Source organism: Microbacterium gallinarum, from assembly GCF_014837165.1.
In the GTDB taxonomy this organism is placed as follows: Bacteria; Actinomycetota; Actinomycetes; order Actinomycetales; family Microbacteriaceae; genus Microbacterium; species Microbacterium gallinarum.
Map to the genome: position 1 here is coordinate 634,991 of NZ_JACSPM010000001.1, position 24,609 is coordinate 659,599.

General features: G+C 70.2%; 27 protein-coding genes and 1 tRNA gene. 11 read left to right on the forward strand and 17 right to left on the reverse strand.

Annotated elements, in window-relative coordinates; genetic code table 11:
- Window positions 1-115: 115 nt before the first annotated feature.
- Complete coding sequence (locus H9622_RS03005) at window positions 116-1,735, reverse strand: L-serine ammonia-lyase, iron-sulfur-dependent, subunit alpha (RefSeq protein ID WP_191764105.1); 1,620 nt, start codon at window positions 1,733-1,735, stop codon at window positions 116-118.
- Window positions 1,736-1,873: 138 nt separating this feature from the next.
- On the opposite strand from H9622_RS03005, the gene merB reads away from it, so the two are divergent.
- Window positions 1,874-2,569: an organomercurial lyase gene (gene merB / locus H9622_RS03010; RefSeq protein ID WP_191764106.1), complete on the forward strand. Its 696-nt coding sequence runs from the start codon at window positions 1,874-1,876 to the stop codon at window positions 2,567-2,569.
- Between the two features lie 13 nt (window positions 2,570-2,582).
- Here the strand turns inward: merB and H9622_RS03015 are convergent, their stop codons facing one another.
- Both H9622_RS03015 and H9622_RS03020 read right to left on the reverse strand, forming a co-directional pair.
- Window positions 2,583-3,380, reverse strand: coding sequence for an alpha/beta fold hydrolase (locus H9622_RS03015; protein ID WP_318247010.1), 798 nt, complete (start codon window positions 3,378-3,380; stop codon window positions 2,583-2,585).
- Window positions 3,381-3,420: 40 nt separating this feature from the next.
- Complete coding sequence (locus H9622_RS03020) at window positions 3,421-3,786, reverse strand: VOC family protein (RefSeq protein WP_191764107.1); 366 nt, start codon at window positions 3,784-3,786, stop codon at window positions 3,421-3,423.
- 140 nt (window positions 3,787-3,926) lie between these two features.
- On the opposite strand from H9622_RS03020, the gene H9622_RS03025 reads away from it, so the two are divergent.
- The 7 genes from H9622_RS03025 to H9622_RS03055 all read left to right on the forward strand — a co-directional run bounded on the left by H9622_RS03025 (window position 3,927) and on the right by H9622_RS03055 (window position 7,173).
- Window positions 3,927-4,109 (forward strand): hypothetical protein, encoded by a 183-nt coding sequence (locus H9622_RS03025; protein WP_191764108.1) that lies wholly within the window; start codon window positions 3,927-3,929, stop codon window positions 4,107-4,109.
- Window positions 4,110-4,265: 156 nt separating this feature from the next.
- Complete coding sequence (locus H9622_RS03030) at window positions 4,266-4,547, forward strand: GlsB/YeaQ/YmgE family stress response membrane protein (protein WP_191764109.1); 282 nt, start codon at window positions 4,266-4,268, stop codon at window positions 4,545-4,547.
- A 149-nt stretch (window positions 4,548-4,696) separates the two neighbouring features.
- Window positions 4,697-4,861: a hypothetical protein gene (locus H9622_RS03035; RefSeq protein ID WP_191764110.1), complete on the forward strand. Its 165-nt coding sequence runs from the start codon at window positions 4,697-4,699 to the stop codon at window positions 4,859-4,861.
- An 81-nt stretch (window positions 4,862-4,942) separates the two neighbouring features.
- Window positions 4,943-5,257, forward strand: coding sequence for a hypothetical protein (locus H9622_RS03040; RefSeq protein WP_191764111.1), 315 nt, complete (start codon window positions 4,943-4,945; stop codon window positions 5,255-5,257).
- Between the two features lie 60 nt (window positions 5,258-5,317).
- Window positions 5,318-5,647: a TraR/DksA family transcriptional regulator gene (locus H9622_RS03045; RefSeq protein ID WP_191764112.1), complete on the forward strand. Its 330-nt coding sequence runs from the start codon at window positions 5,318-5,320 to the stop codon at window positions 5,645-5,647.
- Window positions 5,648-5,944: 297 nt separating this feature from the next.
- A complete protein-coding gene (locus H9622_RS03050; protein ID WP_318247011.1) occupies window positions 5,945-6,298 on the forward strand; it encodes an ATP-binding cassette domain-containing protein in 354 nt (117 codons plus the stop codon).
- Window positions 6,299-6,330: 32 nt separating this feature from the next.
- Entirely contained in the window at window positions 6,331-7,173 is an 843-nt protein-coding gene (locus H9622_RS03055; protein ID WP_191764113.1) for a GNAT family N-acetyltransferase, read from the forward strand.
- Here H9622_RS03055 and H9622_RS03060 read toward each other — a convergent pair.
- From H9622_RS03060 to H9622_RS03080, 5 genes are all read right to left on the reverse strand, one after another.
- Complete coding sequence (locus H9622_RS03060; RefSeq protein WP_191764115.1) at window positions 7,131-7,781, reverse strand: hypothetical protein; 651 nt, start codon at window positions 7,779-7,781, stop codon at window positions 7,131-7,133. The genes H9622_RS03055 and H9622_RS03060 overlap by 43 nt on opposite strands.
- A gap of 123 nt (window positions 7,782-7,904) precedes the next feature.
- Window positions 7,905-8,786, reverse strand: a complete 882-nt coding sequence (locus H9622_RS03065) for an SMP-30/gluconolactonase/LRE family protein (protein WP_191764117.1) — start codon at window positions 8,784-8,786, stop codon at window positions 7,905-7,907.
- Between the two features lie 102 nt (window positions 8,787-8,888).
- Window positions 8,889-8,961: transfer RNA gene (locus H9622_RS03070), tRNA-Arg, on the reverse strand.
- Window positions 8,962-9,073: 112 nt separating this feature from the next.
- Complete coding sequence (locus H9622_RS03075; RefSeq protein WP_225221532.1) at window positions 9,074-9,460, reverse strand: MmcQ/YjbR family DNA-binding protein; 387 nt, start codon at window positions 9,458-9,460, stop codon at window positions 9,074-9,076.
- A 29-nt stretch (window positions 9,461-9,489) separates the two neighbouring features.
- Window positions 9,490-10,119, reverse strand: a complete 630-nt coding sequence (locus tag H9622_RS03080; RefSeq protein WP_191764119.1) for an asparagine synthase — start codon at window positions 10,117-10,119, stop codon at window positions 9,490-9,492.
- Between the two features lie 70 nt (window positions 10,120-10,189).
- Here H9622_RS03080 and H9622_RS03085 point away from each other — a divergent pair, with 70 nt between their 5' ends.
- Window positions 10,190-11,059 carry an SDR family NAD(P)-dependent oxidoreductase gene (locus tag H9622_RS03085; RefSeq protein WP_225221533.1) on the forward strand — a complete coding sequence of 290 codons (870 nt, stop codon included), beginning with the start codon at window positions 10,190-10,192 and terminating at the stop codon, window positions 11,057-11,059.
- Here H9622_RS03085 and H9622_RS03090 read toward each other — a convergent pair whose 3' ends face one another.
- Window positions 11,060-11,443, reverse strand: a complete 384-nt coding sequence (locus tag H9622_RS03090) for a DUF5684 domain-containing protein (RefSeq protein WP_191764121.1) — start codon at window positions 11,441-11,443, stop codon at window positions 11,060-11,062.
- A 367-nt stretch (window positions 11,444-11,810) separates the two neighbouring features.
- On the opposite strand from H9622_RS03090, the gene H9622_RS03095 reads away from it, so the two are divergent.
- A complete protein-coding gene (locus H9622_RS03095; protein WP_191764123.1) occupies window positions 11,811-12,230 on the forward strand; it encodes a DUF4383 domain-containing protein in 420 nt (139 codons plus the stop codon).
- An 11-nt stretch (window positions 12,231-12,241) separates the two neighbouring features.
- Window positions 12,242-12,817, forward strand: a complete 576-nt coding sequence (locus tag H9622_RS03100) for a hypothetical protein (RefSeq protein WP_191764125.1) — start codon at window positions 12,242-12,244, stop codon at window positions 12,815-12,817.
- 70 nt (window positions 12,818-12,887) lie between these two features.
- Here H9622_RS03100 and H9622_RS03105 read toward each other — a convergent pair whose 3' ends face one another.
- The 8 genes from H9622_RS03105 to H9622_RS03140 form a co-directional block, all read right to left on the reverse strand.
- Window positions 12,888-13,832 (reverse strand): aldose 1-epimerase family protein, encoded by a 945-nt coding sequence (locus H9622_RS03105; protein ID WP_191764128.1) that lies wholly within the window; start codon window positions 13,830-13,832, stop codon window positions 12,888-12,890.
- A gap of 94 nt (window positions 13,833-13,926) precedes the next feature.
- Window positions 13,927-16,812 (reverse strand): immunoglobulin-like domain-containing protein, encoded by a 2,886-nt coding sequence (locus H9622_RS03110; protein ID WP_225221534.1) that lies wholly within the window; start codon window positions 16,810-16,812, stop codon window positions 13,927-13,929.
- 134 nt (window positions 16,813-16,946) lie between these two features.
- A complete protein-coding gene (araA, locus tag H9622_RS03115) occupies window positions 16,947-18,458 on the reverse strand; it encodes an L-arabinose isomerase (protein ID WP_191764132.1) in 1,512 nt (503 codons plus the stop codon).
- Window positions 18,459-18,499: 41 nt separating this feature from the next.
- Entirely contained in the window at window positions 18,500-20,137 is a 1,638-nt protein-coding gene (locus H9622_RS03120; protein WP_191764134.1) for a xylulokinase, read from the reverse strand.
- Entirely contained in the window at window positions 20,134-20,850 is a 717-nt protein-coding gene (locus H9622_RS03125) for an L-ribulose-5-phosphate 4-epimerase (RefSeq protein WP_191764136.1), read from the reverse strand. The genes H9622_RS03120 and H9622_RS03125 overlap by 4 nt, the downstream gene beginning before the upstream one ends.
- Window positions 20,850-21,920 carry an ABC transporter permease gene (locus tag H9622_RS03130; RefSeq protein WP_191764138.1) on the reverse strand — a complete coding sequence of 357 codons (1,071 nt, stop codon included), beginning with the start codon at window positions 21,918-21,920 and terminating at the stop codon, window positions 20,850-20,852. The genes H9622_RS03125 and H9622_RS03130 overlap by 1 nt, the downstream gene beginning before the upstream one ends.
- Window positions 21,917-23,002, reverse strand: coding sequence for an ABC transporter permease (locus tag H9622_RS03135; RefSeq protein ID WP_191764140.1), 1,086 nt, complete (start codon window positions 23,000-23,002; stop codon window positions 21,917-21,919). Before H9622_RS03135 ends, H9622_RS03130 begins: the two co-directional genes overlap by 4 nt.
- Window positions 22,999-24,606 carry a sugar ABC transporter ATP-binding protein gene (locus tag H9622_RS03140; RefSeq protein ID WP_191764142.1) on the reverse strand — a complete coding sequence of 536 codons (1,608 nt, stop codon included), beginning with the start codon at window positions 24,604-24,606 and terminating at the stop codon, window positions 22,999-23,001. Before H9622_RS03140 ends, H9622_RS03135 begins: the two co-directional genes overlap by 4 nt.
- Between the last annotated feature and the right edge of the window lie 3 nt (window positions 24,607-24,609).

Consider the following 24,609-nt stretch of genomic DNA (forward strand, 5'->3'; position numbering starts at 1 on the left):
TCTGTGCGATGTGTGGGTTGATCTGAGAGTTGAGTCGACACGACTCAACTAACGTCAGATTAGCACTCTCACATAGAGAGTGCCAATACCCTCACGGCGCACCGGAAGCGGGCGATCAGCACTCGATGACGTTCACCGCGAGGCCGCCCTCGCTGGTCTCCTTGTACTTGTGCGACATGTCGATCCCGGTCTGCCGCATCGTCTCGACGACCGCATCGAGCGAGACGTAGTGCGAGCCGTCGCCGCGCAGCGCGAGGCGCGCCGCCGTGACCGCCGTCGATGCGGCGATGGCGTTGCGCTCGATGCAGGGGATCTGCACGAGACCTCCGACCGGGTCGCACGTGAGGCCGAGGTGATGCTCCATGGCGATCTCGGCGGCGTTCTCGATCTGCCGGTTCGTGCCGCCCATCACCGCGGTCAGGCCGCCGGCGGCCATCGCGCACGCCGAACCCACCTCGGCCTGGCAGCCGCCCTCGGCGCCCGAGATCGACGCGTTGGCCTTGAAGAGCGAGCCCAGCGCACTGGCCGTGAGGAGGAATCGACGGATGCCGCGGCGACGGTTCGCTTCGGCGACGGCGGCGTCGTCCCATCCGGACGTCTCGTCTCGCGCCGCGGCGTGCCCGTCGTAGCCGAGCAGCGCACTGCCTACGAGCTCGCCGTACGGAGTGACCGCGTTGCCGGCGCCGAGGCCGGAGTCGGCGAGGAACCGCCACCAGTACATCGCCACGGCGGGAAGGATGCCGGCGGCCCCGTTCGTCGGGGCGGTGACGACGCGGCCTCCCGCGGCGTTCTCCTCGTTCACGGCCAGCGCGAACGCGCCCAGCCACTCGCCCGGAAGCTCGCGGCGCCCGTCCGACTCGGCCTCGTCCAGTTGCACGCGGATCGCTCCCGCCCGGCGCTTGACCTGCAGCATGCCGGGCAGCACGCCCTCGGCGTGGAGTCCCGCGTCGACGCAGGCCGCCATGGCGTCCCAGATGGCATCGAGCCCAGTGGCGATGTGCTCGTCGTCGCGCAGCGCCTCCTCATTGATGCGGGCGAGCTCGGCGATCGTCAGCCCGTGCTCATCGCACAGCGCGAGCAGTTCCTCGGCCGAGCCGTAGTCCAGTGGGAAGCTCGCCGCCCGCACGCGCGGCGGCTCGCCTTCGCGCCGGATGAATCCGCCGCCGACCGAGTAGTAGGTCTCGCGCAGCACGAGTCCGGGGTCGTCGGCGGCGTGCTCGACGGCGGTCGCGGCGGCACCTGCGCCGAGCGCGTACGCGGCGCCGGTCTCGCGGACGGCGGCGGTCGAGGCATCCGCTCCGATCCGTCTCGGGCGTCCGCCGCCTGTCGTCGACCAGGCTTCGAGGGTCATGGCGTTCGGGTGCCCGGGCAGCCGGGTGCGCGGCTCGAAGACGACGTCGTCCTTCGCGAACGGGACTGCGTGCGTGCCGGCGAGCGGCAGCTCCGCACCCTCGCGCCACGCGGCCCACGCCGAGCGGACGGCGTCAGGGTCGACGGTCTCGGGCTCGAGGCCCATGAGCCCGGCGACGACGGCGTCGGGCGTGCCATGGCCGATGCCGGTGGCGCCGAGCGAGCCGTAGAGCGTGCAGGTGACGCGGGCGACGGAGTCGAGGAGGCCCTCCTCGCGCAGACGGACGACGAAGTCGAGGGCGGCCCGCATGGGACCGACCGTGTGGGAGCTCGAGGGTCCTACACCGATGGAGAACAGCTCGAACGCCGAGACGTAGGCGCTCACTCCTCCAGGCTACGCGGTCGCGTCGACAGAATGCCCGCCGTGATCACATCGAGATGAGCACCATGCGCGCCCGACCGCGATGATCGGCGGCAGTCTGCGCCCAGGACAATCGCTCATCCGCAGGCGTACGCTGACGCCATGGTCGACGAGGACGTGGCACCCGACACCGACGACGTCGAGCGCGTGCGGGTCGCGGTGTATCGCACCTTCGCGGCGACGGGGCATCCACCGACGCGGGACGCAATGGCCGAGGCCACCCGACTGTCCCGCCCGGCCGTCGAAGAGGCGCTGACCGCCCTCGCCGCTGCGAGGCATCTCGTCATGGACGACGACGGCCGCATCGTCATGGCGCACCCGTTCGCCTCGATCGACCTCCACTTCTCGGTCAAGGGCCGACGTGCTCTGTGGTGGGGCGGCTGCGCGTGGGACTCCTTCGCGATCCCGAACCTCGTGCCGGAGGAGCCCGAGGTCCTCGTCGCCACGACCTGCCCCGCGTGCGGCCGTGCCCACGCGTGGGTCGTGACCTCGCACGGACCACCCGCGGGCGAGCAGGTCGCGCACTTCCTCGTCCCGGCGGCGCGTGTCTGGGACGACGTCGTCCACACGTGCGGCCACCAGCGCATCTTCTGCGACGAGCGGTGCGTCGAGGACTGGCTCTCCGCCACCGGCCACTCCCGTGGATCGGTGTTCGACCTCGCGACGCTGTGGCGGCTCGCGGCGCACTGGTACGACGGTCGGCTCGACTCGCCGTATGTGCGCCGGGAGCCGTCCGAAGCCACGGCGTACTTCGCCGGAGTCGGACTCACCGGTGCCTTCTGGGGGCTGCCCGACTGAGACGGTGCGCGCCTCAGCGCTGCTCGAAGAACTCCACCGCGGCCTGCCGGAACACCCGCGAGCCGGGCGCGTTGAAGTGGTGCCGGTCGGGCAGCTCCACGAAGTCTCCGTGCGGCGTCGCGGCGGCGAGCGCGCGCGATCGTTCGAGGATCGCGTCCTCCGAGCCGGTCGCGAAGAGGATGGTCTGCTGCGGCGGCCGGTCAGGATCGGGATCGGCGTCGCCGAGGCGCATCCCTTCGGCGAGCGCGACGAGGGCGCGGAGATCGTTGCCGGGCACTCGCTCGGCGAGCGTGACGTAGTTGCGCGTGACCTGGTCCTCCACCGGTGTGCCGTGGTCGGCGTAGGCGCGGGCCTGCTCGATCTGCAGACGCGCGAGCGGGCGTCCGTCGGGGATGCCGCCCAGCACGGCCCGTTCGACGTGCTCGGGCGCGTTCACCGCGAGCTGCCACCCGACGCGGGCACCGAGCGAGTAGCCCGCATAGAGCACCGAGTCGAGGAGGTAGGTGTCGAGCACGGCCACCAGGTCGGCGGCGAGTGCGTCCATGCCGTACGCCTCGGGCTCGTGCGGCTTGTCACTGAGGCCGTGACCGCGCTGATCCACCCCGAGCACGCGGAAACCCGCGCGGGTGAGGTCGCGGACCCAGCCGGTGTTGACCCAGTTGTCGCGGCAGCTCGACGCGAACCCGTGCACGCAGAGCACGGTCAGGCCATCATCCTCCCCCCACGAGTACGTGGCGAGGCGGTGACCCTCCGCCGACATGACGAACTGCGGGGCGGGCATCTCGGTGAGGGCGGGGAAGGCGGCATCCACTCGCCCATTCTTGCGCGGGATGGATGCTGCGTCGCCACCTCTAGGGACGCTGGAACGCGATCAGCCCGACGGTGTTGCCGTCGGGGTCGCGCAGGAATGCCTGCCATTCGTCGTGGCCCGCCGGCCCGAGCGTGTCGTCTTCGTGGTGGAAGATGACGTGCGGATGCGAGACCACCTCGGCGAGGCCGCCGAGGCGCTCGATCACCTCGTGGACGTTCTGCACGTGCAGGTAGATCAGCGACGACGGCGCATTGCGGTCGAGCAGCAGGCGCACCCCGTCGAGGTCGAAGAACAGCAGTCCGGGCGGATCGAACCGCGCTTTCGGCTCCGCCTGGAGAAGCACGGAGTAGAAGTCCGCTGCGCGGTCGAGATCGTCGGCATGCTGAGCGATCTGCACGAGTCTCATGGCGCACATTCTCACGCGAGCGGATGCCGCGCACCAGCGCCCTCGTCGTCCTCGATCGAGTGGCGCCGGACACGACGCCTCTTCCGGTCGCCGGTGGCGTGCGCAAGAGTAGGCCTCATCGAGCAAACCGGAGGTCGATCATGCTCTTCGCTCTCTACATCATCCTGCTCCTCGGCGGCATGTATCTGGTGGGCATCTCGTTCGCGTCGCCCATCCTGCCGGGCCTGGTGTTCATCGCCGGGATCCTCTGCATCACTGCCGCGGTGGCCGTGCCGATCACGATCCAGCGCGCCGACAGCGGCGTGCATCGCTCCCGCGATTGAGCGGAGATCACGCCGGCCGAACGCAGAGGGCGCGGATAGTACAGCCTCTCGGCCTCGCTGGGTATAGGTCGGCGCGAACGGTCAGCACCTTGTTAGCGTGACGGACGCATGACGAGCACCGCGTACCCCGGCGGCGCTCACAACGGAGGAGGAATCATGCTCTGGACAATTCTCGGACTCATCATCATCGGCCTGATCGCCGGACTGATCGCCCGCGCGATCATCCCCGGAAAGCAGAGCATGGGCATTCTGCTGACCATCGTGCTCGGCATCGTCGGATCGTTCGTCGGAGGGTTCCTCGGGTTCGTGCTGTTCGGCGCCGACCCCAACGGCGGCTTCCTGCAGCCGGCGGGCATCATCGGCTCCATCATCGGCGCGATCATCGTGCTCGGGCTGTACGTCTTCTTCGCACGTCGCCGCAGCACCAGCACCCGCTGACGCACGTCACTCATCGGGGTCGGCTCCGCCCGGGGCCGGCCCCGTTGCCGTGCGCGGGCAGCGGCTTCCTCGGCGCTCGCGCGGGGGCGACCACATCCGGAAAGAGGCCCCGACTTGCCTTTTTCTGCTTTCGGGCTATGGTGAGGGGCATGTCGGCCCCCATCGCCCCCTTCGCTCCGCAGCGCGGCACCGCCGTCGTCGCGGCGCTGACGGCGATGGAGCTCGCGGGAGCGCGGCACGAGGTGCTGCCGCCCCGGATGACCGGCGGAGCTGATGTGCTCTACCGCTCCTTCGCCCGCGCTGCGCCGCCGTGACTCCCGGTTCGATCCCGGTCCATCCGGCTATCCAGCGCGTCGCATCTGCGGCGCGTTTTTTCGTACTCGAAGGAGGCACTCATGCCCATCGCATCGTCGCTCCCCTCACGCCCCGGACACTCGGCTCCACTGCCGGTGACGTGGTCGCCGGTCGCGCTGAACGCCCGGCTGGACGCCGAGCGGGCACTGCACGCCGCGCCCCGGCTTCCGCTCCGCATCGTCGCCGAGGCCCGCCTCTCCGTCGGCCGCATCATCTCGCAGGTCGAGCGGCGCGAACTGACGCAAGGCGACGCGACCGAGCAGCTGCGCGACGTGGCGCAGCGGCTCGCCGAGGCGCGGCTCGTCGAGGAGGCGGCGCACGCCTCCAGGGCCGACGCACCGCTCCACCTGGGGTGAACGCGGCCCCACCCGGCCTCACCGGCCTACCGATACTCCACCGAAGAAAGCAGGACCACCATGCTCGCCGACAACGCAGCCCCCACCCTCGCGGATCCCCCGCTGGATCCCGACGAGATCCGCCGCGCGCTCGACACCGAGCTTGAGCGCCGCGAAGCCCTCGTCGAGGAGCTCGCCCCTCGCGCCATCCCCAACGTCGACCCGGTCGCGTACATGACCGCCGCGGCCACGCGGAGAGAGATCGACCAGATCCGAGCTGCGCTCGGCCGGCTCACCGCGGGCACCTTCGGCTCGTGCATCCGCTGCGGCGGAGCGATCGCCGCCGGACGTCTGGAGGTCCTGCCCCACGCCGAGACCTGCATCGATTGCCAGAGCCATGTCGAAAGCTGAAGCCGCTTCGTCGCCGCACCCAGCGGGTACCGGTGCGCTCCGCGCGCTTCAGCTGAGGGCGCTGCTGGCAGGACTCCCCTTCGCAGCGTTCGAGGGCCTGCGCGGCGGACGCTCGAGGGAGCGCGCGGTGCGGCATCCCTCCTCCCCTTCCGACCGCGTCGCCGCGAAGTGGCACGCTCTGGGCTGAGCCCCGTCCGCGTCCGTGCCGGCGCCCGATGAAGCGCGCCGGCACGGCGATCCGCAGCGGGGTCCAGTCAGCCCTCGGACTCGGCGACGACCTCGGCCGGGGGCGTGGGCGTGGACTCGACCATCCGGCGCCCGAGCGGGATCGACGCCGGGGCGCCGCTCGCGTCGGTCGGCATGTCGCACCGCGCCGGCCATCGCCCCAGCGAGCTGTCGGGCGGCGAGCGTCAGCGAGTCGGCATCGTGCGCGCCCTCGTGAACGAGCCGAGCCTGCTCCTGGTCGACGAGCCCACCGCTGCGCTCGACCGTCGTCGCAGCCACGAGGTCGTCCAGCTCCTGGCCGACCGTGCGCACGATTCCGGAGTCGCCGTGGTCATGGTCACCCACGACCGCGATGTGCTCGAGCACTGCGACAGCGTTCTCGAGATGGTCGACGACCGGCTGGGCACCCCCGCCCTCGTCGCCTGACCTGAGTCCCCGCCCGCGCTACGATCGCGGGCATGGGGTTCTCGGTCTCCGTGGCCAGCGCGGCCGACGTGCGGCTCATGGCGCAGTGGGCGGCCGACGAGGGATGGAACCCCGGTGACGCCGACAGCGACGCGTTCTTCGTCGCGGATCCGTCCGGATTCCTGATCGGACGGCTGGACGGCCGGCCCGTGAGCTGCATCTCGATCGTCCGGTACGGCCAGGACGCCGCGTTCCTCGGCATGTACATCAGTCACCCCGAGGTGCGTGGTCTGGGCTATGGCCTGCAGACGTGGCAGGCAGGGATGGCCATCACCGACGGTCGCGTCGTCGGATTGGACGGGGTGCCCGCGCAGCAGGCGAACTATGCCAAGTCGGGATTCCGCCCGGCCTGGACGACGCAGCGTTTCGAGGGCGCTCCGCCGGATGCAGACCCTCCTCCCGGAGTCGAGCTGGTCGACGCCCGGTCTGTCCCGTTCGACCTGCTCGACGCCTACGATCGGCGACACTTCGGGGCACCGCGTGCCGGCTTCCTCGCGTCCTGGATCACCCTGCCCAGGCGGTCGACCGCCGTCGCGCTGCGCGACGGGACGATCGTCGGGTTCGGAGTGCTCCGCCCGGCGCAGAGCACGGCGCGTATCGGTCCGCTCTTCGCGGAGTCGCGCGAGACCGCGGAGGCGCTCGTCTCACGGCTGGCGTCGAGCGCGCGTGCGTTGGCTGTCGCGGTCGACGTGCCCGGCATCAACCCGGTCGCCGTCGAGTGGGCGCGCAAGTGCGAGTGGACGCCCAGCTTCGACACCACCCGGATGTACACGGGTGAAGCCCCCGGTTTCGATCACGACCAGGTATTCGGCATCACGACTCTCGAACTCGGCTGAGAGCGTCCGGATGCCTCGAAGGCAGCCTTCGGCGCGGCGAGGATGACAGCGATCGCCTCCGCGCCGAGCACCACGAGGGGGCCGTGCGGCCAGTAGCCCGCCGCGAGCGTGCCCAGCACCAGCAGGGGCATGGTCGCGCCCAGCAGGATCCGCACCCGAAGTCGCCAGCGCGAGCGAGCGGTGATCGCCGCGACGATGCCGGCGATGCCCACCGCGGTGAGGACGAACGCCTCGGCACCCCAGAAAAAGTGCAGCGGTGCCTCCCGCGGCGTGTTGAGGTAACTCAATGCCGTGATCGGGGCCCCGGCGACGATCAGCCACGCCATGACCGCACCGCCCCACCCCGCGCGCCGGAGGTCAGGGAGGAGGGCGAGCCCGATCGCCAGGAAGGACAGCGCCGAGAGCGCGCCGAAGACGATGTACGGGTCGTGCACCGCCTCGCGCGCCCAGAAGTACGGCCGGAAATGGAAGACCCATCCCCACAGCGGCACGCCGAACTCGGTCGCGGGGAACGGCAGGGTCACCAGCGCCCAGAGCCCGCCCAGTCCGGCCAGGATCGCACGCCACGGTCGCGACCGATCGACGTCGATGCGACGACGGTGTGTCATGCCTCGATTGCACCACTCACCCTCGTCGCGGTCGCAGATCGACACGATCGCGATCCGGGGCGGAGGACGACGGCAGACGACGTCCTGGCCGCGCTCGACCGTGTCGAGAGCCCGACGGATGGGTCAGCCCGCGTACCGCGCCTCGACGAGGCCGCCGACGCCCGGCTCGGCAGCGAACACCGCGCCCGCGTGCGGCTCCTCGGCGAGCTGCGCCGCCGTACGCCCGATGCGCGCGGTCGTGATGTACAGCGTGGACAGGTCGTCACCGCCGAATGCGACGCAGGTGGGATTGGCCGCGCTCACACGCACCACCCTGTCGACCTTGCCGTCCGGCGTGTAGCGGACCACCGAGCCGCCGCCCCACCGTGCGTTCCACAGACAGCCTTCTGCATCCACCGCGGATCCGTCGGACAGCCCTGGGTGCTCACTGCCGTCTGCGAACAGACGTGGACTGTGCGGGATGCCGGCATCCGTGTCGTACTCGTAGACGAGTATCCGACCGGTTGGCGTGTCCGCGAAATACATCGACGACCCGTCCGGGCTGAACGCGATGCTGTTGGCGCACGACACGCCGTCGATGACCTTGTGAACGGTGCCGTCTGCGTCGAGGCGATGGACAGCGGAGATGGGCCGGGCGTCGGGACCCTCGTCCATGCCGCCGCAGACGAAACGACCCTGCCGGTCCACCCGCCCGTCGTTGAGCCTCGTCGAGCCGAGGTCGTCCTCTACCGGGGCGAGGTTGCGGATCTCCTGCCCCGCCCCGTCAAGGAGCGCGAGCCGGGAAGCGAAGGCGGCGACGAACCCCTCCGAAGCGCGCAAGCCGACAGCACCGATGCGCTCGCGCAGCCGGGTCGTCCGCCTGCCGGATGCGCCGCCTGAGCGCTCCAGCCAGCCGCGTTCGATGTCGACCCACACCAGCTCGCCTGTGCGATCGTCCCACACGATGCTCTCGCCGAGGACGTTGCCACTCGGGACAGCCACCTCCGCGACAAGGACAGCGCTCATCGGCTCACCTCCACGTAGCAACGGTAGACCGCCGCTTCAGCCAGCAAAAGGAAAAGCCCCGGTGAACCGGGGCTTTTCGCAAGTCACTGTCTCAACACAGTGCGCGCCCGAAGGGACTCGAACCCCTAACCTTCTGATCCGTAGTCAGATGCTCTATCCATTGAGCTACGGGCGCCCGGCCCGCACTCCCGCGCGGGCCAGCGTCCAGAATACCCGACGGCGCGCCAGGGAGCGAATCGAGCACCGCCGCGCGGAGATCCCGGGCGTGTCCGCCCTCCCCGCCGTCGTCAGCGCGCGTCGAGCGCACGCAGCTGGCGCTGCAGCGCGACCCGACGGTACGACGTGTCGATCAGCTCCGCCAGGAGCGTCCAGTCCCCCGCGTCGGCTGTGACCCGCAGCGCCAGCCACCCATACGCGCCCTCGTACGGCGGCACGAACACGTCGTCCCGTTCCATAAGCGCCGGCCGCTCCGACGGATCGGGGAGGAACACGACGGCGCCTTCGTCCCTGACGCCGACGAGGGCGAACTGACGCTTTCCGGCACGGAAGGTGCAGCGCCCGTGCGAGATCACCTCCGCAGCCTCCGGGTAGGCCATGCACAGCGCCCGCATCCGCATGTTCAGCGGATGGTCCGGCGGAAACCACATCGGATGACCTGCTCCGTCGACCTCCATGGCGCCGAGCGTAGACCGGTTCCCCGACGTCAGGCGTCGAGTTCGCTCACGTCGATGCCGGCCACTCGCGGCGACGGCGTCGCATCGACAGGCTCGCCGTCGGCCTCCTCCTCAGCCTCCGCGGCGCGACGCCGATGGGCGGCGAGCCGCGGGAGATCCACGAGGCGCAGCGACTGCATGCGCGCAGCCCGCAGCTTCTCGTAGTCGGGGTCGAGATCGGGCCGCATGCCCTCGACGTTGAGCCGCCGCTCCAGATTCGCCTCGACGTCGCCCCACGCGGCATCCCTCGCCTGCTCCACCAGGGTGCGCACCGCGTGCGGGTCTTCGGCGATGCGCCGGAGCTCCTTCGCCACTCCGATGTACTGCTTGTAGCGCTTGCGCAGGTTGCGGGTGTCGCGATCGCGGTAGTCGTGCGTCCCGTCGGGGTCGGTGAACTTCCCCCAGGCCTTCTTGCGCAGTCGCTTGGCCAGCTCGGCGGCGTCTTCCTGCTCCACGGCGAGCGCGACGAGGGTGTCGTGCGCGAAGGGCGCGACGCGCGCGAGATCGAATGCCTCGTCGTGGGCGATCGTCTCGACGAGGATGTGGTTGCGCACCGCCAGCCGCGCCGCGGCGCACGCGATGGACACGCCTTCGGCGATCGCCTCCGCAGTCTTGCCCATCGCTCCTCCTCCATCGAGGCTAGCGTTCACCGGCGCTCCGCGAGTCCGCGAGAATCGATGAGCACGGTCGATGAAGACGAGAGGGATGGACATGGCGCGGATGCAGCGGCTCGAGGTGCGCGGCAGGACGACGGTGATCACCGGCGCGGCGAGCGGCATGGGCGCCGAGGTCGCTCTCGAGCTCGCGCGGCGCGGGGCGAAGGTCGCCCTCGTCGATCGCAACGCCGAAGGCCTCGAGGCGACGCGCGCGCGCCTCACCGGAACGGGCCACACCATGCACGTGGTCGACCTGACAGATGATGAGGCGGTGCGCTCGCTCGCGGCGGCGGTCGAGGCATCCCACCCGCATGTACAGGCGGTGATCACGTGCGCCGGGTCGTCCATGCTCGGCGACATCGATCAGCTCACCATGGACGAGATGCGCTGGCTCATGGACGTGAACCTCTGGGGAACCGTCAACATCACCAAGGCGCTCCTGCCGGCGCTTCGCCGCGAGCCGGCCGCGCACATCACGCACCTCGTGAGCATCTACGGGCTCGCCGCCCCTGCAGGCCGCATCCCGTATGCGATGAGCAAGTTCGCCGTGCGCGGGTTCACCGAGGCACTGCGCCACGAGCTCGAGCGGACCAACGTGAGCGTGGGCGCGATCTACCCGGCGGGGGTCAAGACCGGCATCATCGGACGCGGGCGCTTCGCGGCCGCCATCGACCCGGCCGTAGCGGAGCGCGCCGCCGCCGCGCAGGCCGCGATGTACCACACCGAGCCCGAAGTTGCCGCGGCGCGCATCGTGGAGGCCACGGTGCGGCGGCGGGCGCGGGTCATGATCGGGCGCGAGGCGCGCCTCGTCGATGTGCTGACCCGCCTCACGCCCACCGGCTACTGGGCTCCGATGCGTCGCCCGCTGCGCGAGGCGATCGACACCACGACCCCGGTGCGCTGATCAGGCCGGCTTCGTGTACTGCGCCCGCCCGAAGCCCAGGATGAAGTAGCCGACGAAGGCGAACAGCCACAGCAGGAAGAACGACCAGGCACCGCCCTTGCCGAAGCCCTTGCCCACGCGCACGGCGACGACGATGGACCATACGATGTTCACGATCGGGATCAGGTACAGCAGGGTCAGCCACGCCGAGTAGCCGGCGATCTTCACGAGGATGACGATGTTCACGATCGGGATGATGGCCAGGATGCCGGGGTACCCGGCCTTGCTGAACACCTTCCAGAGCGCGACGGCGACGAGGATGTACCAGATCAGTCCGAAGATGCCGGTGCCGCCCCAGAGGCTGGTGAGGTCGGCGGTGTCGGTCACTGCGTTGGCGAGGGTCATGCGCCTCAGCATAGGGCGGCGGGGCCGCGCCGATGCGTATCAATCGCGCGCGCTGCGCGCAAGCCCCCAGGCTCATTCAGACCGGCCGCCTAGCGTTGAGGGAAGCAGGGCGCGGTACTCGTCGGGGGGTCGCGCCGCTTTCGGGAACTGCGACGCGGGGAGGTGCCGACCGGGGGGCCGGCACCTCCCTCATCTCGTCTGAGGCGCGCCGGTTCAGCCGATCGCAGCCATGCGTGGGCGCGCTCCCTCGATGCGTGGGCGAGCTGGTGCTCCGCGCTGGCGAATGAGTGCGCGTCCAAACCGATCCGGGGTGTGATCCGAACAATCGGGCATCGCGGCACTCGCCGCCAACGAACAGGAGAACGCCATGCGCTCGTCACCGAACCGCCTCGTCGCCACGATCTTCGGCGCTGTCTATCTCGTCGTGGGAGCCCTCGGCTTCGCCGTCACGGGCGGCGTGGGCTTCATCGCGACAGAGGGCAACCTGCTCCTCGGAGTCTTCGAGGTCAACCCGCTCCACAACACCGCTCACCTCCTGATCGGTGCGGCACTCCTCATCGCCGGCCTCAGCAACGCCCGCGCGGCGAAGGCCGTGAACATCGCCGTCGGAGCGGTCTACCTGCTGCTGGGCGTCGTCGGATTCTTCCTGGTCGACACGGCGCTGAACATCCTCGCGCTCAACACCGCCGACCACTTCCTGCATCTGGCGAGTGCGCTGGTGCTCCTCGGAGTCGGTCTCGGCGCGGAGCGCGGCGTGCGCGCCGGAGCCTCGGGCCGGACCGCCTGACGGGAAAGACCATGACCACCGCGATCCCGACTGCCGACGCAGGCCCGGACGCCTCTCCGCGGGCGCGGTCGATCCGCGCGGGGTTCCGCGGCGTCGTGCCTTCCGGTGCCGCTGTCGCGGCGTGGGGCGCGGGCCTCATCGAGCTCGCGCTGGGCGCGGGAGCCTTGACGAACGGAGGTGCCGCCCGGGGGGCCGGCGCCGCCCTCGTCGCTCTCGGCGCCGCCGCGCTCGTATGGGGGGCTGCGACGCTCGTCCGCGGACGCATCATCGTCCCGCGGACGGGCGTCGCGGCAAGCCTGGCCGGTCTCGCCGCCGCCGTCGCGGCACTCGCGGCCGATCCTGTGCGAACGAGCCTCGCGGCGATCGGTGCGCTCGCCGTCCTGCTTCTCGTCACCGCTCTCGCGTGCGCCTCGCGCGTGCGCAGACGTGGAGGGCGAGCGGATGCCGCTCCCCCGCGCGTCTGGGCGATCCTTGCGGCCTCGGTCGTGGTCGCCGCACTGGTGACACCGGCGCTGGCGGCGACGGACGCAGGACGCAGCGCCGTGCCCCACGGACGGCACGGGATCACAGACCCCGGGCATCACTGACGGATTCTGAGCCGGCCGCAGGGTGCAGGGCGCCGCCGCGCCCTCGGCGGGCTCGGCTCTGCGCGCCGGTTCAGCCGATCGCCGCGATGCGCCAGGACGCCTCGGCGGACGCGCCCGGCTCGAGCACGATGAGGCCCGCGTCGTACGCGTAGTTCGCCGCGTTGAAAGCGTCGGGGGCGCAGGTCATCGGCTCGACCGCCAGCCCCAGCCGGCTCAGCGCGGCGTCGGGCTTGTCGGCGGTGTGGATCTGCACCCACGGGCACGCGGCATCCCACGCCATCTCGACGCCGGAACCGGAGTCGTCGGTCACCCGTACCGTCGCGATGCCCTGGTCGTCTCGGGCGAGCGCCGTGTACGCGTGGTCGATCTCGACCGCGCCGACGCGGCGCGCGGAGCGGAAGTCGAAGCGCTCGGGCTCGTCGGCATCGACCGCGACGAGTCCGGTCGGAATGAGCCGGTCAGGGGTGACCGCCAGCACTTCGGCCGCCGGGAGCTCGAGGGTCCACTCGTCGACGAGCCCTTCGCCGGCGACGAGGTACGGGTGCGGCCCGGTTCCCCACGGCGCGGGCTCGCTGCTGTCGTTGCGGGCGGTCACGGTCTGCGTCAGCCCGTCGGGGCCGAGCGAGAAGGTCGTCGTGACGACGATGCGCCACGGGTACGCCGTCTGCGGCTGGACGACGGCGGCGAGGGTGACATGGTCGGGGCCCTTGTCGATCGCCTCGAAGTCCAGCCACGCGGCGAGGCCGTGCAGCGCGTGCGAGCGCGCGGGCTCGGTGAGGGCGAGTTGGTGCTCGGCACCGCCGAAGGTGTATCGGCCGTCGACCACGCGGTTCGGCCACGGAGCGAGGGTCGCCCCGCGGTAGGAGGGGCGCACCTCGTCGGCGTCGAACGGCACGACGAGGTCGCGGCCGTTGTACGTGAGCGAGCGGAGCGTCGCCCCGACGCTGGCGATGACCGCCTCGTAGTCGCCCGCGCGGAGCGCGTGCTGGATGCCGGACGAGGGAGTGCGTGCCATGGGTCGAGGTCCTCAGGTGATTTGTTGGGAGAGTCCCAGTATCCCGCGACAGAGCGAGGGCCCGCGACCTGCGTCGCGGGCCCTCGTCGTCGGGTTACTGGCAGGTGGCGGCCGCGACCGTCACCGTGGAGGAGTGGGTGAGGCCGCCGGCGGCCTCTCCCGTGATCGTCACGTCGTGCGAAGCGATCGATGCGGCACGGGTCGTGAACGAGGCCGAGACGGTCTTGCCCCCGGCAACCGTGACGGTCTTGCTGCCGTAGGCGCCCGCGATCGCGACCGTTGCCGCGACGTCGTCGGCGTTGGTCACGCTGACGATCTCGGTGATCTTGCCCGCGACGCAGCGCGTCGAGGCCGTCGCGGACAGCTGGAGGCCGAGCGACACCGCCGACGACGTCGAGGGGCTCACGAGCCCGTCGGAGTAGCCGTCGTAGTGCGCCGTCACCGAGCCGACACCCGCCGGAACGATCGCGGAGGCCGAGCCGTCCTCGAGGTCGACCGTCTGGGTCCACGATCCGCCCGAGAAGGTGACCGTGCCGACGACGTCGCCGTCGTCTTCCGCGGTCACGGCGGCGGTGACCGTTCGGTCCTCGGCCGTCAGCGTCGTGGTCGATGCCACGGCCGCGACCTCCGTCCACTCGTGCATCGCGTCGAGCACCGACTGCGTGACGCTCACGAAGGCGCCGTGACGCGGGCTCGCCGGCAGGCCGCCGGCAGGGCGCACGGCCCACTCGGCGCGCTGCGAGAGACGGTCCGACTGCTGGCTGGAGGCGATGGCCCGCTCGCTCGTCACGAACGCGCGGTAGCCGCCCGCGCCGTAGTTGTCGACGAGGAACACGTAGCCGTCGCCGACGGCGTTGTTGTTCGGGTCGCCGGCGTTGAGCTTGACGATCTCCGGGCCCTCGCCCGCCTGGCCGGTCTCGAGGCTCGTCATGCGCGTGTCGGTCAGCTGCCACGTCGTGTTCGGGTCGGCCGTCCAGCTGGACTGCGTCGTGGGCGCGGTCAGCGCCTTCGAACGCTCCATGAAGATGTCCTTGCCCGCCTCGAGGATGCCGGCGGCGCCGCCCTCCTCGTTCTTGGTGAACCGGTAGTAGTAGTCGCCGATCTTCGTGACGGTCGAGTCGATGCGCGCATACCCGGTGTCCTGCCACGTGGCGGGCGGGTACGTGAAGGTCTGGAAGTCGCGGGTCAGCACGTAGAACATGCGGGCATAGAGCTTGTCGCTGTTCGTGTGGCTTGCGTCGGAGTACAGGCGGGAGGCGAAGAAGACGACGTACGACTGGAGCTCGTCATCCCAGTACGCCTCGGGTGCCCACGTCATGCCGGCGGCCGGCTGGTTGACGGTGATGCCGGTGTTCTCGCCGTTGGTGCGATCCCAGTGGACGAGGTCGGTCGACTCCCAGACCTCGATCTTCAGGCTTCCCTCGGACTGCGCAGGGCCCCAGCCGGTGCCGCAGCTGATGCAGAGGTCGGTCGCGACCATGTAGTACTTGTCGCCGTCCTTGGAGCGGAGGATGTACGGGTCGCGCAGGCCCTTGGTGTCAGCGGTCGACGTGATCACCGGGTTTCCGCCGTTCACGGGCGAGAAGGTGAAGAAGTCGTTGCCCGACGTCGCGGCCTGGTAGATCTTCTCGTCGCCGTCGGACTTGAAGTACGCCGACGCGTAGCCCGCGTCCGGCGCCCAGCGGCCCTGCTCGGCGATCGTCACGTCGAACGAGCGCTCCTCGGTCTGGCCGTTGAGCGTCGCGTGCGCGGTGAGCGTCACCTCGACATCGCCCTCGCCGTAGGCGGGACGCGTCACGAGGCCGCCGCCGCGGAACGGGTCGGCCGCGCCGACGGCCGGCGCCTGGTACGCGGCATCCGTCGCCGTCACGACGGCGGGGTTCGACGACGTCCACGTGATGTCGGCGCCGTTCACTGTGCCCTTCGTGGCGAGCGGAAGATGCTCGGTCGAGCGGTCGGCCAGGGTGATGGCGTCGAGGTCGGCCGAGAGGGTCGGAGCGAGCACGGTCACGTCGAACGTCAGGGTGGTGCCGAGCGACGTCGTCGCTGTCAGCGTGACGGGCGTGTCATCGACGATCGATCGCGAGACGACACCCGTGGTCGAGATGACCGCGGGGTTCGACGACGACCACGTGAGCGCGACGCCGTTGACGGACGCCCCGAGGGTGAGGTTGCTCGACACCTGATCGAGCGACGGGTTCGACCCCAGCATGTTCGCCAGCACGTCGCCGCGCAGCAGGGCCGCGGTCGCGGCCGTCTTGTCGGCGGCGGCCGGCATGCTGCTCGTGACCTCGTCGGCGGTGAGCGCGACGTCCCAGAACTTCACGTCCGAGACGTCGGCCCGCAGCAGCGAGTCGCCCTGGTACAGCGGGCGGCCGAGGTAGCCGAGCACGTTGCCGCTCGGGATGATCGAGCTCAGCGAGCGGGTGTGGGTCAGCGTCGAGATGACAACGCCGTCCCGGTAGAGCGTCAGGGTGCTTCCCGATCCGACCATGGTGAGCGTCGTGAACCCGGCGTTCAGTCCGCCACCGGCGGGCATGCGGTTCTCGCCGTTGTTGCCGTCGGTCTTCACCCGGATCGCCGCGAGCACCTGGTTGGTGTACCCGCCCTGCGCCGAGCGCGGGCTCAGGAAGATGTGGTTGCCGAGCTGTGTCGTGTTCCAGGCCCCCACACCGTCGCCGATGACCCAGCCGAAGGTGTTCGCCGCGGTCTGCGTCGACACCGTGTACTCGACCGTGAAGTCGTTGTCGGTCCCCGTCACCAGTCCCTTGGGCAGCGATGCGTATCCGTCGGCGCGGAACCGCAGCACGTCATCGGAGCCCGCTGCGGCGAACGACGCGTCCGTCAGCCCCGACAGCGTCGCGTGACGGCCGTTGCCCGACACGTCGAGCAGCGACGTGCCCGAGTGGGACATGTCGTAGTGTGCGCTCGGCGCCGGGACGTCGGCGGCGTTCGCGGCCAGCGGGGCCGTGACGCCCATGACGGACACCGCGAGGACTGCGGCGACGGATGCCGCGACCCCGCGGCGCAGGGAGCGCCGGCGCGGTACGCGAGTGGATGTTGTCGGTTGTGGTCTCATCGGTGAGGCCCCCTCGGGTCGGGTGGTGGTTGTGCTCAGAAGCCCTGAGCGAGTCGGTAGTACGCCTGGTTCCACCGCAGCTCGCGCTGGAAGCCGCGGACGGTGGTGTCCTCGTCGATCACGACGAGCTCGGTCTTGGCGATGTCGGCGAAGTCACGGAACACGTCGATGCCGACGGCGGTCGTCATGACGGTGTGGTGCGCGGCGCCGGCGGCGAGCCAGCAGGCAGCGCTGGTCGCGAAGTCGGGAGCGGGCTCCCACACCGCGCGGCCGACCGGGAGCTTGGGCAGGTCGGGCGCATCCACGTTCTGCACGACGTTCGCCACGAGGCGGAAGCGATCGCGCATGTCGCTCATCGCGACGACGAGGGCGGGGCCGGAATCGGCCGTGAAGACCAGGCGCACCGGGTCGTCCTTGCCGCCGATGCCGAGCTCGTGCACCTCGAGACGCGGCTTGGTCGTCGTCAGGGTCGGCGAGACCTCGAGCATGTGAGCGCCGAGGATGCGCTCGGAGCCGGGCACGAGGTCGTACGTGTAGTCCTCCATGAGCGACGCCCCGCCGGGCAGACCGGCGCCCATCACGTTGGCGACGCGCACGAGGATCGCCGTCTTCCAGTCGCCCTCGGCGCCGAAGCCGTAGCCCTCCGCCATCAGGCGCTGCACCGCGAGACCGGGCAGCTGCTTCAGAGCGCCGAGGTCTTCGAACGACGTGGTGAAGGCGCCGAAGCCGCCCTCTTCGAGGAAGGAGCGCAGTCCGAGCTCGATCGCGGCGCCGTCGCGCAGGGACTGGTGGCGCTCGGCACCGGGCCGGAGCTCGTCGGCCACGTCGTACGAGTCGAGGTAGACCTGCACGAGCGCGTCGATGTCGGCGTCGCTCGCGGCATCGACGGCCTCGACCAGTTCGTTGACGCCCCACGTGTTGACCTGCACGCCGAAGCGGATCTCGGCCTCGGTCTTGTCGCCCTCGGTGACCGCGACATAGCGCATGTTGTCGCCGAAGCGCGCGAGCTTGAGCGTGCGCACCGCGGCCCAGCCGGCGGCGGCGCGCTGCCAGTCGTCGACCTGCTGCACCACGGCCGGGTTGGACACATGGCCGACGACCGTCTTGCGGGCCACGCCGAGGCGCGTCTGGATGTACCCGAACTCACGGTCGCCGTGGGCTGCCTGGTTGAGGTTCATGAAGTCGAAGTCGATGTCGCCCCACGGCAGCTCGACGTTGGCCTGCGTGTGCAGGTGCAGCAGCGGCTTCTGCAGCGCGTCGAGGCCCGAGATCCACATCTTCGCCGGGCTGAACGTGTGCATCCAGGCGATCACGCCGATGACGTCGTCGCGGCCGTTGACCTCGAGCGCCAGGCGGCGGATCGAGTCGGAGTCCTTCAGGACCGGCTTCCACACGACCTTGACCGGGAGCCCGCCGAGCCCGTCGGCGACGGCCTGCGACTGCTCGGCCACCTGCCGCAGCGTCTCCTCGCCGTAGAGGGTCTGGCTGCCTGTGACGAACCACACCTCGTACGAATCGAGGCTGGTGGCGAGAGGCTGACGGGTCATGGGGAGTCCTTCTGGGTCTTTCGAGGTGGGGGGAGGTGGGGTCAGAGGGCCGGCACGGCGGCTCGCTCGACGGCGAGTCCGGCGCGATAGCGCGAGAGGTAGGCGGCGAACCCGGGGACGTCCTCGGGGTCGGGCTCGACGACGTCGAACTCCGCATCGGCGAACACGCGGTCCCGCAGGTAGGCATCGAGGGGAAGATCGGATGCCTCGGCGAGGTACGCCGCGAGCACCGCGATGCCCCACGCACCACCCTCGGACGCCGTCTCGGCCACCGCCACGGGGGCGTCCAGTGCACCCGCGAGGAACCGCTGGGCGACGCCCGCGGTGCGGAACATGCCGCCGTGCGCGAACATGCGGTCGAGGGCGACACCCTCGCCGTCGAGCACGCGCATGCCGAGCGCGAGCGTGCCGAAGACGCCGTAGATCTGGGCGCGCATGAAGTTCGCGAGCGTCAGACGGCTCTCGGGCGTGCGCACGAAGAGCGGGCGACCCTCCTGAAGGTCCGCGATCGGCTCGCCGGCCAGGTGGTTGTAGGCGAGCAGGCCGCCCGCGTCCGGCTCGCCGTCGAGCGCCTCGCGGAAGAGGGCCTCGAAGACGTCGTCGGCGTGGAGGTCTCCGCCGCTGACGGTGGCGAACCGGTCGAAGAGACCCACCCACGCGGCGAGTTCGCTGGCCCCGTTGTTGCAGTGGACCATCGCCACCGGATCGCCGGCCGGGGTCGTCACGACGTCGAGCTCGTGGTGCACCTGCGCGAGCGGCCGCTCGAGGACCACCATCGCGAAGATGCTCGTGCCGGCGCTCACGTTGCCGGTGCGGGGCGCGACCGAGTTCGTGGCGACCATGCCGGTGCCGGCGTCGCCCTCGGGCGGGCACAGCGGGGCGCCCGGCTTCAGGGCGCCGCTCGGATCGAGCAGGGCTGCCCCTTCGGCCGTGAGCTCGCCGGCAGACCCCCCGGCGACGACGACCTCCGGGAGGAGAGCGGCGACCTCGAGCCCGTAGGCGCGCTCGGAGATGAGACGGTCGAACTTCTCCAGCATGCGCGTGTCGTAGTCGCGCGTCTCGGCGTCGATCGGGAACATGCCCGACGCGTCGCCGATGCCGAGCACCTTGCGCCCGGTGAGCTTCCAGTGCACGTAACCGGCCAGCGTGGTGAAGAAGTCGACGTCGGTGACGTGCGGCTCCTCGTCGAGCACGGCTTGGTAGAGGTGCGCGATCGACCATCGGAGGGGGATGTTCACGCCGAAGAGCTCGGAGAGCACGGCCGCCGAGCGATCGGTGTTGGTGTTGCGCCAGGTGCGGAACTCGGTGAGCAGCTCGCCGTGGGCGTCGAAGGCGAGGTAGCCGTGCATCATCGCCGAGACGCCCAGGGCGCCCACGGTCTCGAGTGCGACGTCGTGGCGGTCGCGCACGTCGGCGACGAGGTCGGCGTAGGCGGCCTGCAGGCCGGCCCACACGTCGTCGATCGCGTAGGTCCACAGGCGGTCGACGAACCGGTTCTCCCACGCGTGGCTGCCGACGGCGAGCACCGTGGACGGATCGTCGGCGAGAACGAGGCAGGCCTTGATGCGCGTCGAGCCGAGCTCGATGCCGAGCGCCGTGCGGCCGTCGCGGATCGCCTGGGCGGCGGCCGCCGGATCGAGTGTCCGCGAGGCGGAGGTGTGGAGATCATCCGGGGTCATGCCTGGTCCTCCGCGTCGCGACGCTCGTCACTCGACTGCCCGTACACGTTCTGGTACCGGTCGAACAGGCGGTCGATGGCCTCCTGCGGAATCGGGATCAGCGGCCCGGCCTCGCGTGCGTAGTGCACGGTGCGCGCGACGTCCTCGACCATGACCGCGGCCTTGACCGCGTCCTTCGCCGAGACGCCGATCGTGAAGGGGCCGTGGTTCTGCATCAGCACCGCGCGCGAGCGGTGGCCCGACAGGGTCTCGACGATGCCGCGCCCGATCGAGTCGTCGCCGATGATCGCGAACGGACCGACCGGGATCGGCCCGCCGAACTCATCGGCCATCGCCGTGATCACGCAGGGGATCTCCTCGCCGCGCGCCGCCCATGCCACGGCGAAGGTGGAGTGGGTGTGCACCACTCCCCCGACCTCGGGCATGTGGCGATACACGTACGCGTGGGCGGCGGTGTCGCTCGACGGGCTGCGGTCGCTGCCGGGCGTGCCCGGAACGACGTTGCCGTCGAGGTCGCACAGGATCATGTTCTCGGGCGTCAGGTCGTCGTACGACACCCCCGACGGCTTGATCACGAAGAGGTCGGCACCGGGCACGCGGCCGGAGACGTTCCCGCCCGTCCAGACGATGAGGTTGTACCGCACCAGCTCGGCGTGGAGCTTCGCCACGTCGGCGCGCACCGCGTCGATCGCGGCCTGGAGCTCGGCATCCATCAGCTCGCCCTCCGCCTCGTCAGCACGCGCTGCAGGAGGACGAAGACGAGCAGGACGCCGCCGGTGATGATCGTCAGGTACTCGGGGTTGATGGTGCCGTCCTTCGTGATGATGAGGCGCATGGCCGCGATCACGAACACGCCGACGACCGAACCGAGGATGTAGCCGTACCCGCCGGTGAGCAGCGTCCCGCCGATGACGACGGCGGCGATCGCGTCGAGCTCCCAGCCGATGCCGGTGACGTTCTGCGCCTTGCCGCCGACCTCCGCGGTGTAGACGACCGCGGCCAGGCCGGACAGCGCTCCGGAGATGATGTAGATCCCCACGCGGGTCTTCGCCACGGGCAGACCCATCAGTCCGGCCGAGCCCTCGTTGCCGCCGATCGCGTACACCGTGCGCCCGCTGCGGCTGCGGTGCAGGAAGAACATCCCGCCGAGCACGACGAGCACCGCGATGATGAGGCCCGGGGTGACGGTCAGATCGTTGACCTTCGGCCCGTCATAGAGCTTCCAGTCGGTCGCGAGCAGGTGGATCGGCGAGTCCTCCGGCGCCTGGACCGGCGTGGTCGAGAGGATCGACGCCAGTCCGCGGGCGAGGAACATCATCGCGAGCGTGGCGATGAAGGGCTGCACGTTGAAGTACTGGACCATGACGCCCGCGACCGCACCGAACAGCGCACCGAACAGGATCATGAGCAGCATCGAGGCCCAGCCGTTGATGCCGATGTTCATGAGCATCACGCCGGCGACCGAGCTGAACGCGACCACCGCGCCGACGGAGAGGTCGATGCCCCCCGACACGATGACGATGGTCATGCCGACGGCGAGGATGATCGTCGGGGCGAAGCTGATCAGGAGGCTCGACATGGTGCCGGCGTGGAACACCCGGCCGTACGCGACCTCGGCGTAGATCAGCATGCCGAACAGCAGCACGAGCGCGGCCAGCGTCGGGATCAGGGTCTGGTTGCGTTCCCACAGCCGCGCCATGCGACCGCTGCGCGCAGCTTGCTTGCCCTCGGGGAGGTCGGGAACCGGGGGGATTGCTTCGACAAGCGTGCCTGAGGCGCTCATGCGACGGCCTCCTTCGAGACGGATGCGGTCTGCTCCACGGTCGGCGCGGGTCCGCTGGGCGGGGTGCCCGGCGACTTCCGTCGCACGAGCGCCCACGAGCGCACCCGCTCGGACTGGAGCAGCACGAGGACGATGATGACGATGGCCTTGAACGCCGGGGTCGCCGCAGCGGGGATGCCGAGGAACAGCACGGTCTTGTTCAGGGTCGCGATGAGGAGCGCTCCGACCGTGGAGCCCACGATCGAGAACTTCCCGCCGGCGAGCGACGTGCCGCCGATGACCACCGCGAGGATGGCGTCGAGCTCCATCAGGTTGCCCGTGCCGCCGACGCTCACCGTCATCACTTCCGAGACGCTGAAGAGACCGCCGACAGCGGCGAGCGCGGCGGAGAGGATGTAGACGCCGAACAGGATCGGGCGGGGACGGATGCCGGCGAGCCGGCTTGCGTGCGGGTTGATGCCGATCGACTCGATCATGAGGCCGAGCGCCGTGCGCCGCATGGCCAGGGCGATGAGCGCCACGATCGCGATGGCGAGCACGAAGCTCGTCGGGATCCCGAAGATCTGGCCGTTCGCGAGGAGGCGGAACGGCTCGTTCGTGGCGTTGGTGTTCTGGCCTCCGGTGATGACGCGCGCGATGCCACGTGCCGCGAGCATCATGATGAGCGTCGTGATGAAGGGCTGCAGTCCGATGACCGACACCAGGAAGCCGTTGATGGCGCCGAGCACGATCGCGAGCGCGAGCGCGAGACCGACCGCAGTCAGCATGGCGCCGATGGGCGACGACCCGTTGAGACTCGACAGCGTCTCCATCGCTACCGCGCCGCCGACCGCCATCATCGAGCCGACGGAGAGGTCGATGCCTCCCGTGGCGATGACGAACGTCATGCCCAGCGCGATCATGATGATCGGCGCCGAGACGCGCAGGATGTCGAGGACGTTGCCCGTGAGCATCCCCGTCGTCGGGTTGACGCTGACGGCGAGGTACGCCGGGTTCTTGAGCGTGTTGATGAGCAGCAGCAGCGCGATGCCGACGATGGCCCAGAACCACGGCGTGCGCAGTGCGATCTTGACGCGGTTCATGACGCGCTCCCTTCCTGGTCGGCGGATGCTTCGCCGGTGGCGACCTCTTCGGCGAGGGCGCCGGCGGTCTTCTCGGCCTGATCGCCCGACTCGCTGGCGATGACGGAGACGATGCTCTCGGCGGTGACTTCGGGTCCGTTGACGACCTCGCCCACCTTCTGGTGGTCCTTGAGGATGACGATCCGCTCGGAGAGCCGCACGACCTCCTCGAGCTCGGACGAGACGAAGACGACGCTCATGCCGCCCTCGGCCAGCTCGGCGACGGTCTCCTGGATGTCGGCCTTCGCGCCGACGTCGATGCCACGGGTCGGCTCGTCGAGCAGGAGAAGGTCGGGGTTGGTGGCGAGCCACCGGCCGAGCAGCACCTTCTGCTGGTTCCCGCCCGAGAGGAGGCGGATCGGACGGTCCGGGTCGTTCGGCCGCACGCTGAAGCGCTCCATGTAGGTCTTGACCAGCTGGTCGACCTCACGGGCCGGAACGCGACGGAACCACCCGCGTCGCGCCTGGACGGCGAGCATGATGTTCTCGCGGACGCTCAAGTCGCCGACGATGCCGTCGTCACGGCGGCTCTCGGTCGAGTACGCGATGCCGTGGGCGAGCCCGGCGACGGGGGAGTTCAGCGAGACCTTCTTGCCGCGGAGCCGGATCGTGCCCGTGTCGGACTTGTCCGCGCCGGCGATGAGACGCGCGAGCTCGGTGCGGCCGGCTCCGAGGAGTCCGGCGAAGCCGACGACCTCGCCGGCGTGGATGTCGAGGTCGGTGGGCTCGATCGCGCCCTTGCGGCCGAGGTCTTCGGCGGAGAAGAGCGGAGTGACGCTGCGGTCTCGCTGCTGGGTCTGCCGGTTGGAGCCGAGCGCCTTGAGCGACTCGAAGTCCTTGCCGATCATCTTCGAGATGAGCTGCGTGCGGTCGAGGTCGCGCTTGAGGTACTCGCCCACGAAGGCGCCGTTGCGCAGGACCGTGATGCGGTCGCTGATCGCGTAGACCTGGTCGAGGAAGTGCGAGACGAAGAGGATCGCGACGCCCTGGTCGCGAAGACGGCGGATGACGTCGAAGAGGACCTCGACCTCGTTCGCGTCCAGGCTCGAGGTGGGCTCATCGAGGATGAGCACCTTCGAGTCGGTGACCATCGCGCGGCTGATGGCGACGAGCTGCTGGAGCGCGATGGAGATCGACGACAGCGGCGCGCGGGGGTCGAGGTCGCCGAGCCCCATGCGGGCGAGCGCCTCGCTGGCCTTGGCGTGGGTCTTGCGCCAGTTGATGCCGGTCCAGTCTCGGACCTCGTGCCCGAGCATCACGTTCTCACCGATGGTGAGGTTCGTGCAGAGGTTGACTTCCTGATAGACGGTGGAGATCCCCGCAGCCTGGGCGGAGGCGGTCCCGTTGAAGTGCCGCACCTGTCCGGCCACGACGATCTCGCCGGAGTCGATCTGGTAGACGCCGGTGAGCGCCTTGATCAGGGTGGACTTCCCGGCGCCGTTCTCACCCATCAAGGTGTGCACTTCTCCGGGAAGCAGCCGGAAGCTGACGTCGTCGAGTGCCTTGACTCCCGGGAAGGTGATGGACGCGTTGCGGACCTCGACGATCGCAATCGGTTCAATCATGGC

Excerpts from the sequence above, each read along its gene's own strand:
- merB (WP_191764106.1), top strand. The coding sequence starts at position 1,874 with ATGGTCGACGAGGACGTGGCACCCGACACCGACGACGTCGAGCGCGTG.
- H9622_RS03020 (WP_191764107.1), bottom strand. The coding sequence starts at position 3,786 with ATGAGACTCGTGCAGATCGCTCAGCATGCCGACGATCTCGACCGCGCA.
- H9622_RS03025 (WP_191764108.1), top strand. The coding sequence starts at position 3,927 with ATGCTCTTCGCTCTCTACATCATCCTGCTCCTCGGCGGCATGTATCTG.
- H9622_RS03030 (WP_191764109.1), top strand. The coding sequence starts at position 4,266 with ATGCTCTGGACAATTCTCGGACTCATCATCATCGGCCTGATCGCCGGA.
- H9622_RS03035 (WP_191764110.1), top strand. The coding sequence starts at position 4,697 with ATGTCGGCCCCCATCGCCCCCTTCGCTCCGCAGCGCGGCACCGCCGTC.
- H9622_RS03040 (WP_191764111.1), top strand. The coding sequence starts at position 4,943 with ATGCCCATCGCATCGTCGCTCCCCTCACGCCCCGGACACTCGGCTCCA.
- H9622_RS03045 (WP_191764112.1), top strand. The coding sequence starts at position 5,318 with ATGCTCGCCGACAACGCAGCCCCCACCCTCGCGGATCCCCCGCTGGAT.
- H9622_RS03055 (WP_191764113.1), top strand. The coding sequence starts at position 6,331 with ATGGGGTTCTCGGTCTCCGTGGCCAGCGCGGCCGACGTGCGGCTCATG.
- H9622_RS03060 (WP_191764115.1), bottom strand. The coding sequence starts at position 7,781 with ATGACACACCGTCGTCGCATCGACGTCGATCGGTCGCGACCGTGGCGT.
- H9622_RS03065 (WP_191764117.1), bottom strand. The coding sequence starts at position 8,786 with ATGAGCGCTGTCCTTGTCGCGGAGGTGGCTGTCCCGAGTGGCAACGTC.
- H9622_RS03075 (WP_225221532.1), bottom strand. The coding sequence starts at position 9,460 with ATGGAGGTCGACGGAGCAGGTCATCCGATGTGGTTTCCGCCGGACCAT.
- H9622_RS03080 (WP_191764119.1), bottom strand. The coding sequence starts at position 10,119 with ATGGGCAAGACTGCGGAGGCGATCGCCGAAGGCGTGTCCATCGCGTGC.
- H9622_RS03085 (WP_225221533.1), top strand. The coding sequence starts at position 10,190 with ATGAAGACGAGAGGGATGGACATGGCGCGGATGCAGCGGCTCGAGGTG.
- H9622_RS03090 (WP_191764121.1), bottom strand. The coding sequence starts at position 11,443 with ATGACCCTCGCCAACGCAGTGACCGACACCGCCGACCTCACCAGCCTC.
- H9622_RS03095 (WP_191764123.1), top strand. The coding sequence starts at position 11,811 with ATGCGCTCGTCACCGAACCGCCTCGTCGCCACGATCTTCGGCGCTGTC.
- H9622_RS03100 (WP_191764125.1), top strand. The coding sequence starts at position 12,242 with ATGACCACCGCGATCCCGACTGCCGACGCAGGCCCGGACGCCTCTCCG.
- H9622_RS03105 (WP_191764128.1), bottom strand. The coding sequence starts at position 13,832 with ATGGCACGCACTCCCTCGTCCGGCATCCAGCACGCGCTCCGCGCGGGC.
- H9622_RS03110 (WP_225221534.1), bottom strand. The coding sequence starts at position 16,812 with ATGGGCGTCACGGCCCCGCTGGCCGCGAACGCCGCCGACGTCCCGGCG.
- araA (WP_191764132.1), bottom strand. The coding sequence starts at position 18,458 with ATGACCCGTCAGCCTCTCGCCACCAGCCTCGATTCGTACGAGGTGTGG.
- H9622_RS03120 (WP_191764134.1), bottom strand. The coding sequence starts at position 20,137 with ATGACCCCGGATGATCTCCACACCTCCGCCTCGCGGACACTCGATCCG.
- H9622_RS03125 (WP_191764136.1), bottom strand. The coding sequence starts at position 20,850 with ATGGATGCCGAGCTCCAGGCCGCGATCGACGCGGTGCGCGCCGACGTG.
- H9622_RS03130 (WP_191764138.1), bottom strand. The coding sequence starts at position 21,920 with ATGAGCGCCTCAGGCACGCTTGTCGAAGCAATCCCCCCGGTTCCCGAC.
- H9622_RS03135 (WP_191764140.1), bottom strand. The coding sequence starts at position 23,002 with ATGAACCGCGTCAAGATCGCACTGCGCACGCCGTGGTTCTGGGCCATC.
- H9622_RS03140 (WP_191764142.1), bottom strand. The coding sequence starts at position 24,606 with ATGATTGAACCGATTGCGATCGTCGAGGTCCGCAACGCGTCCATCACC.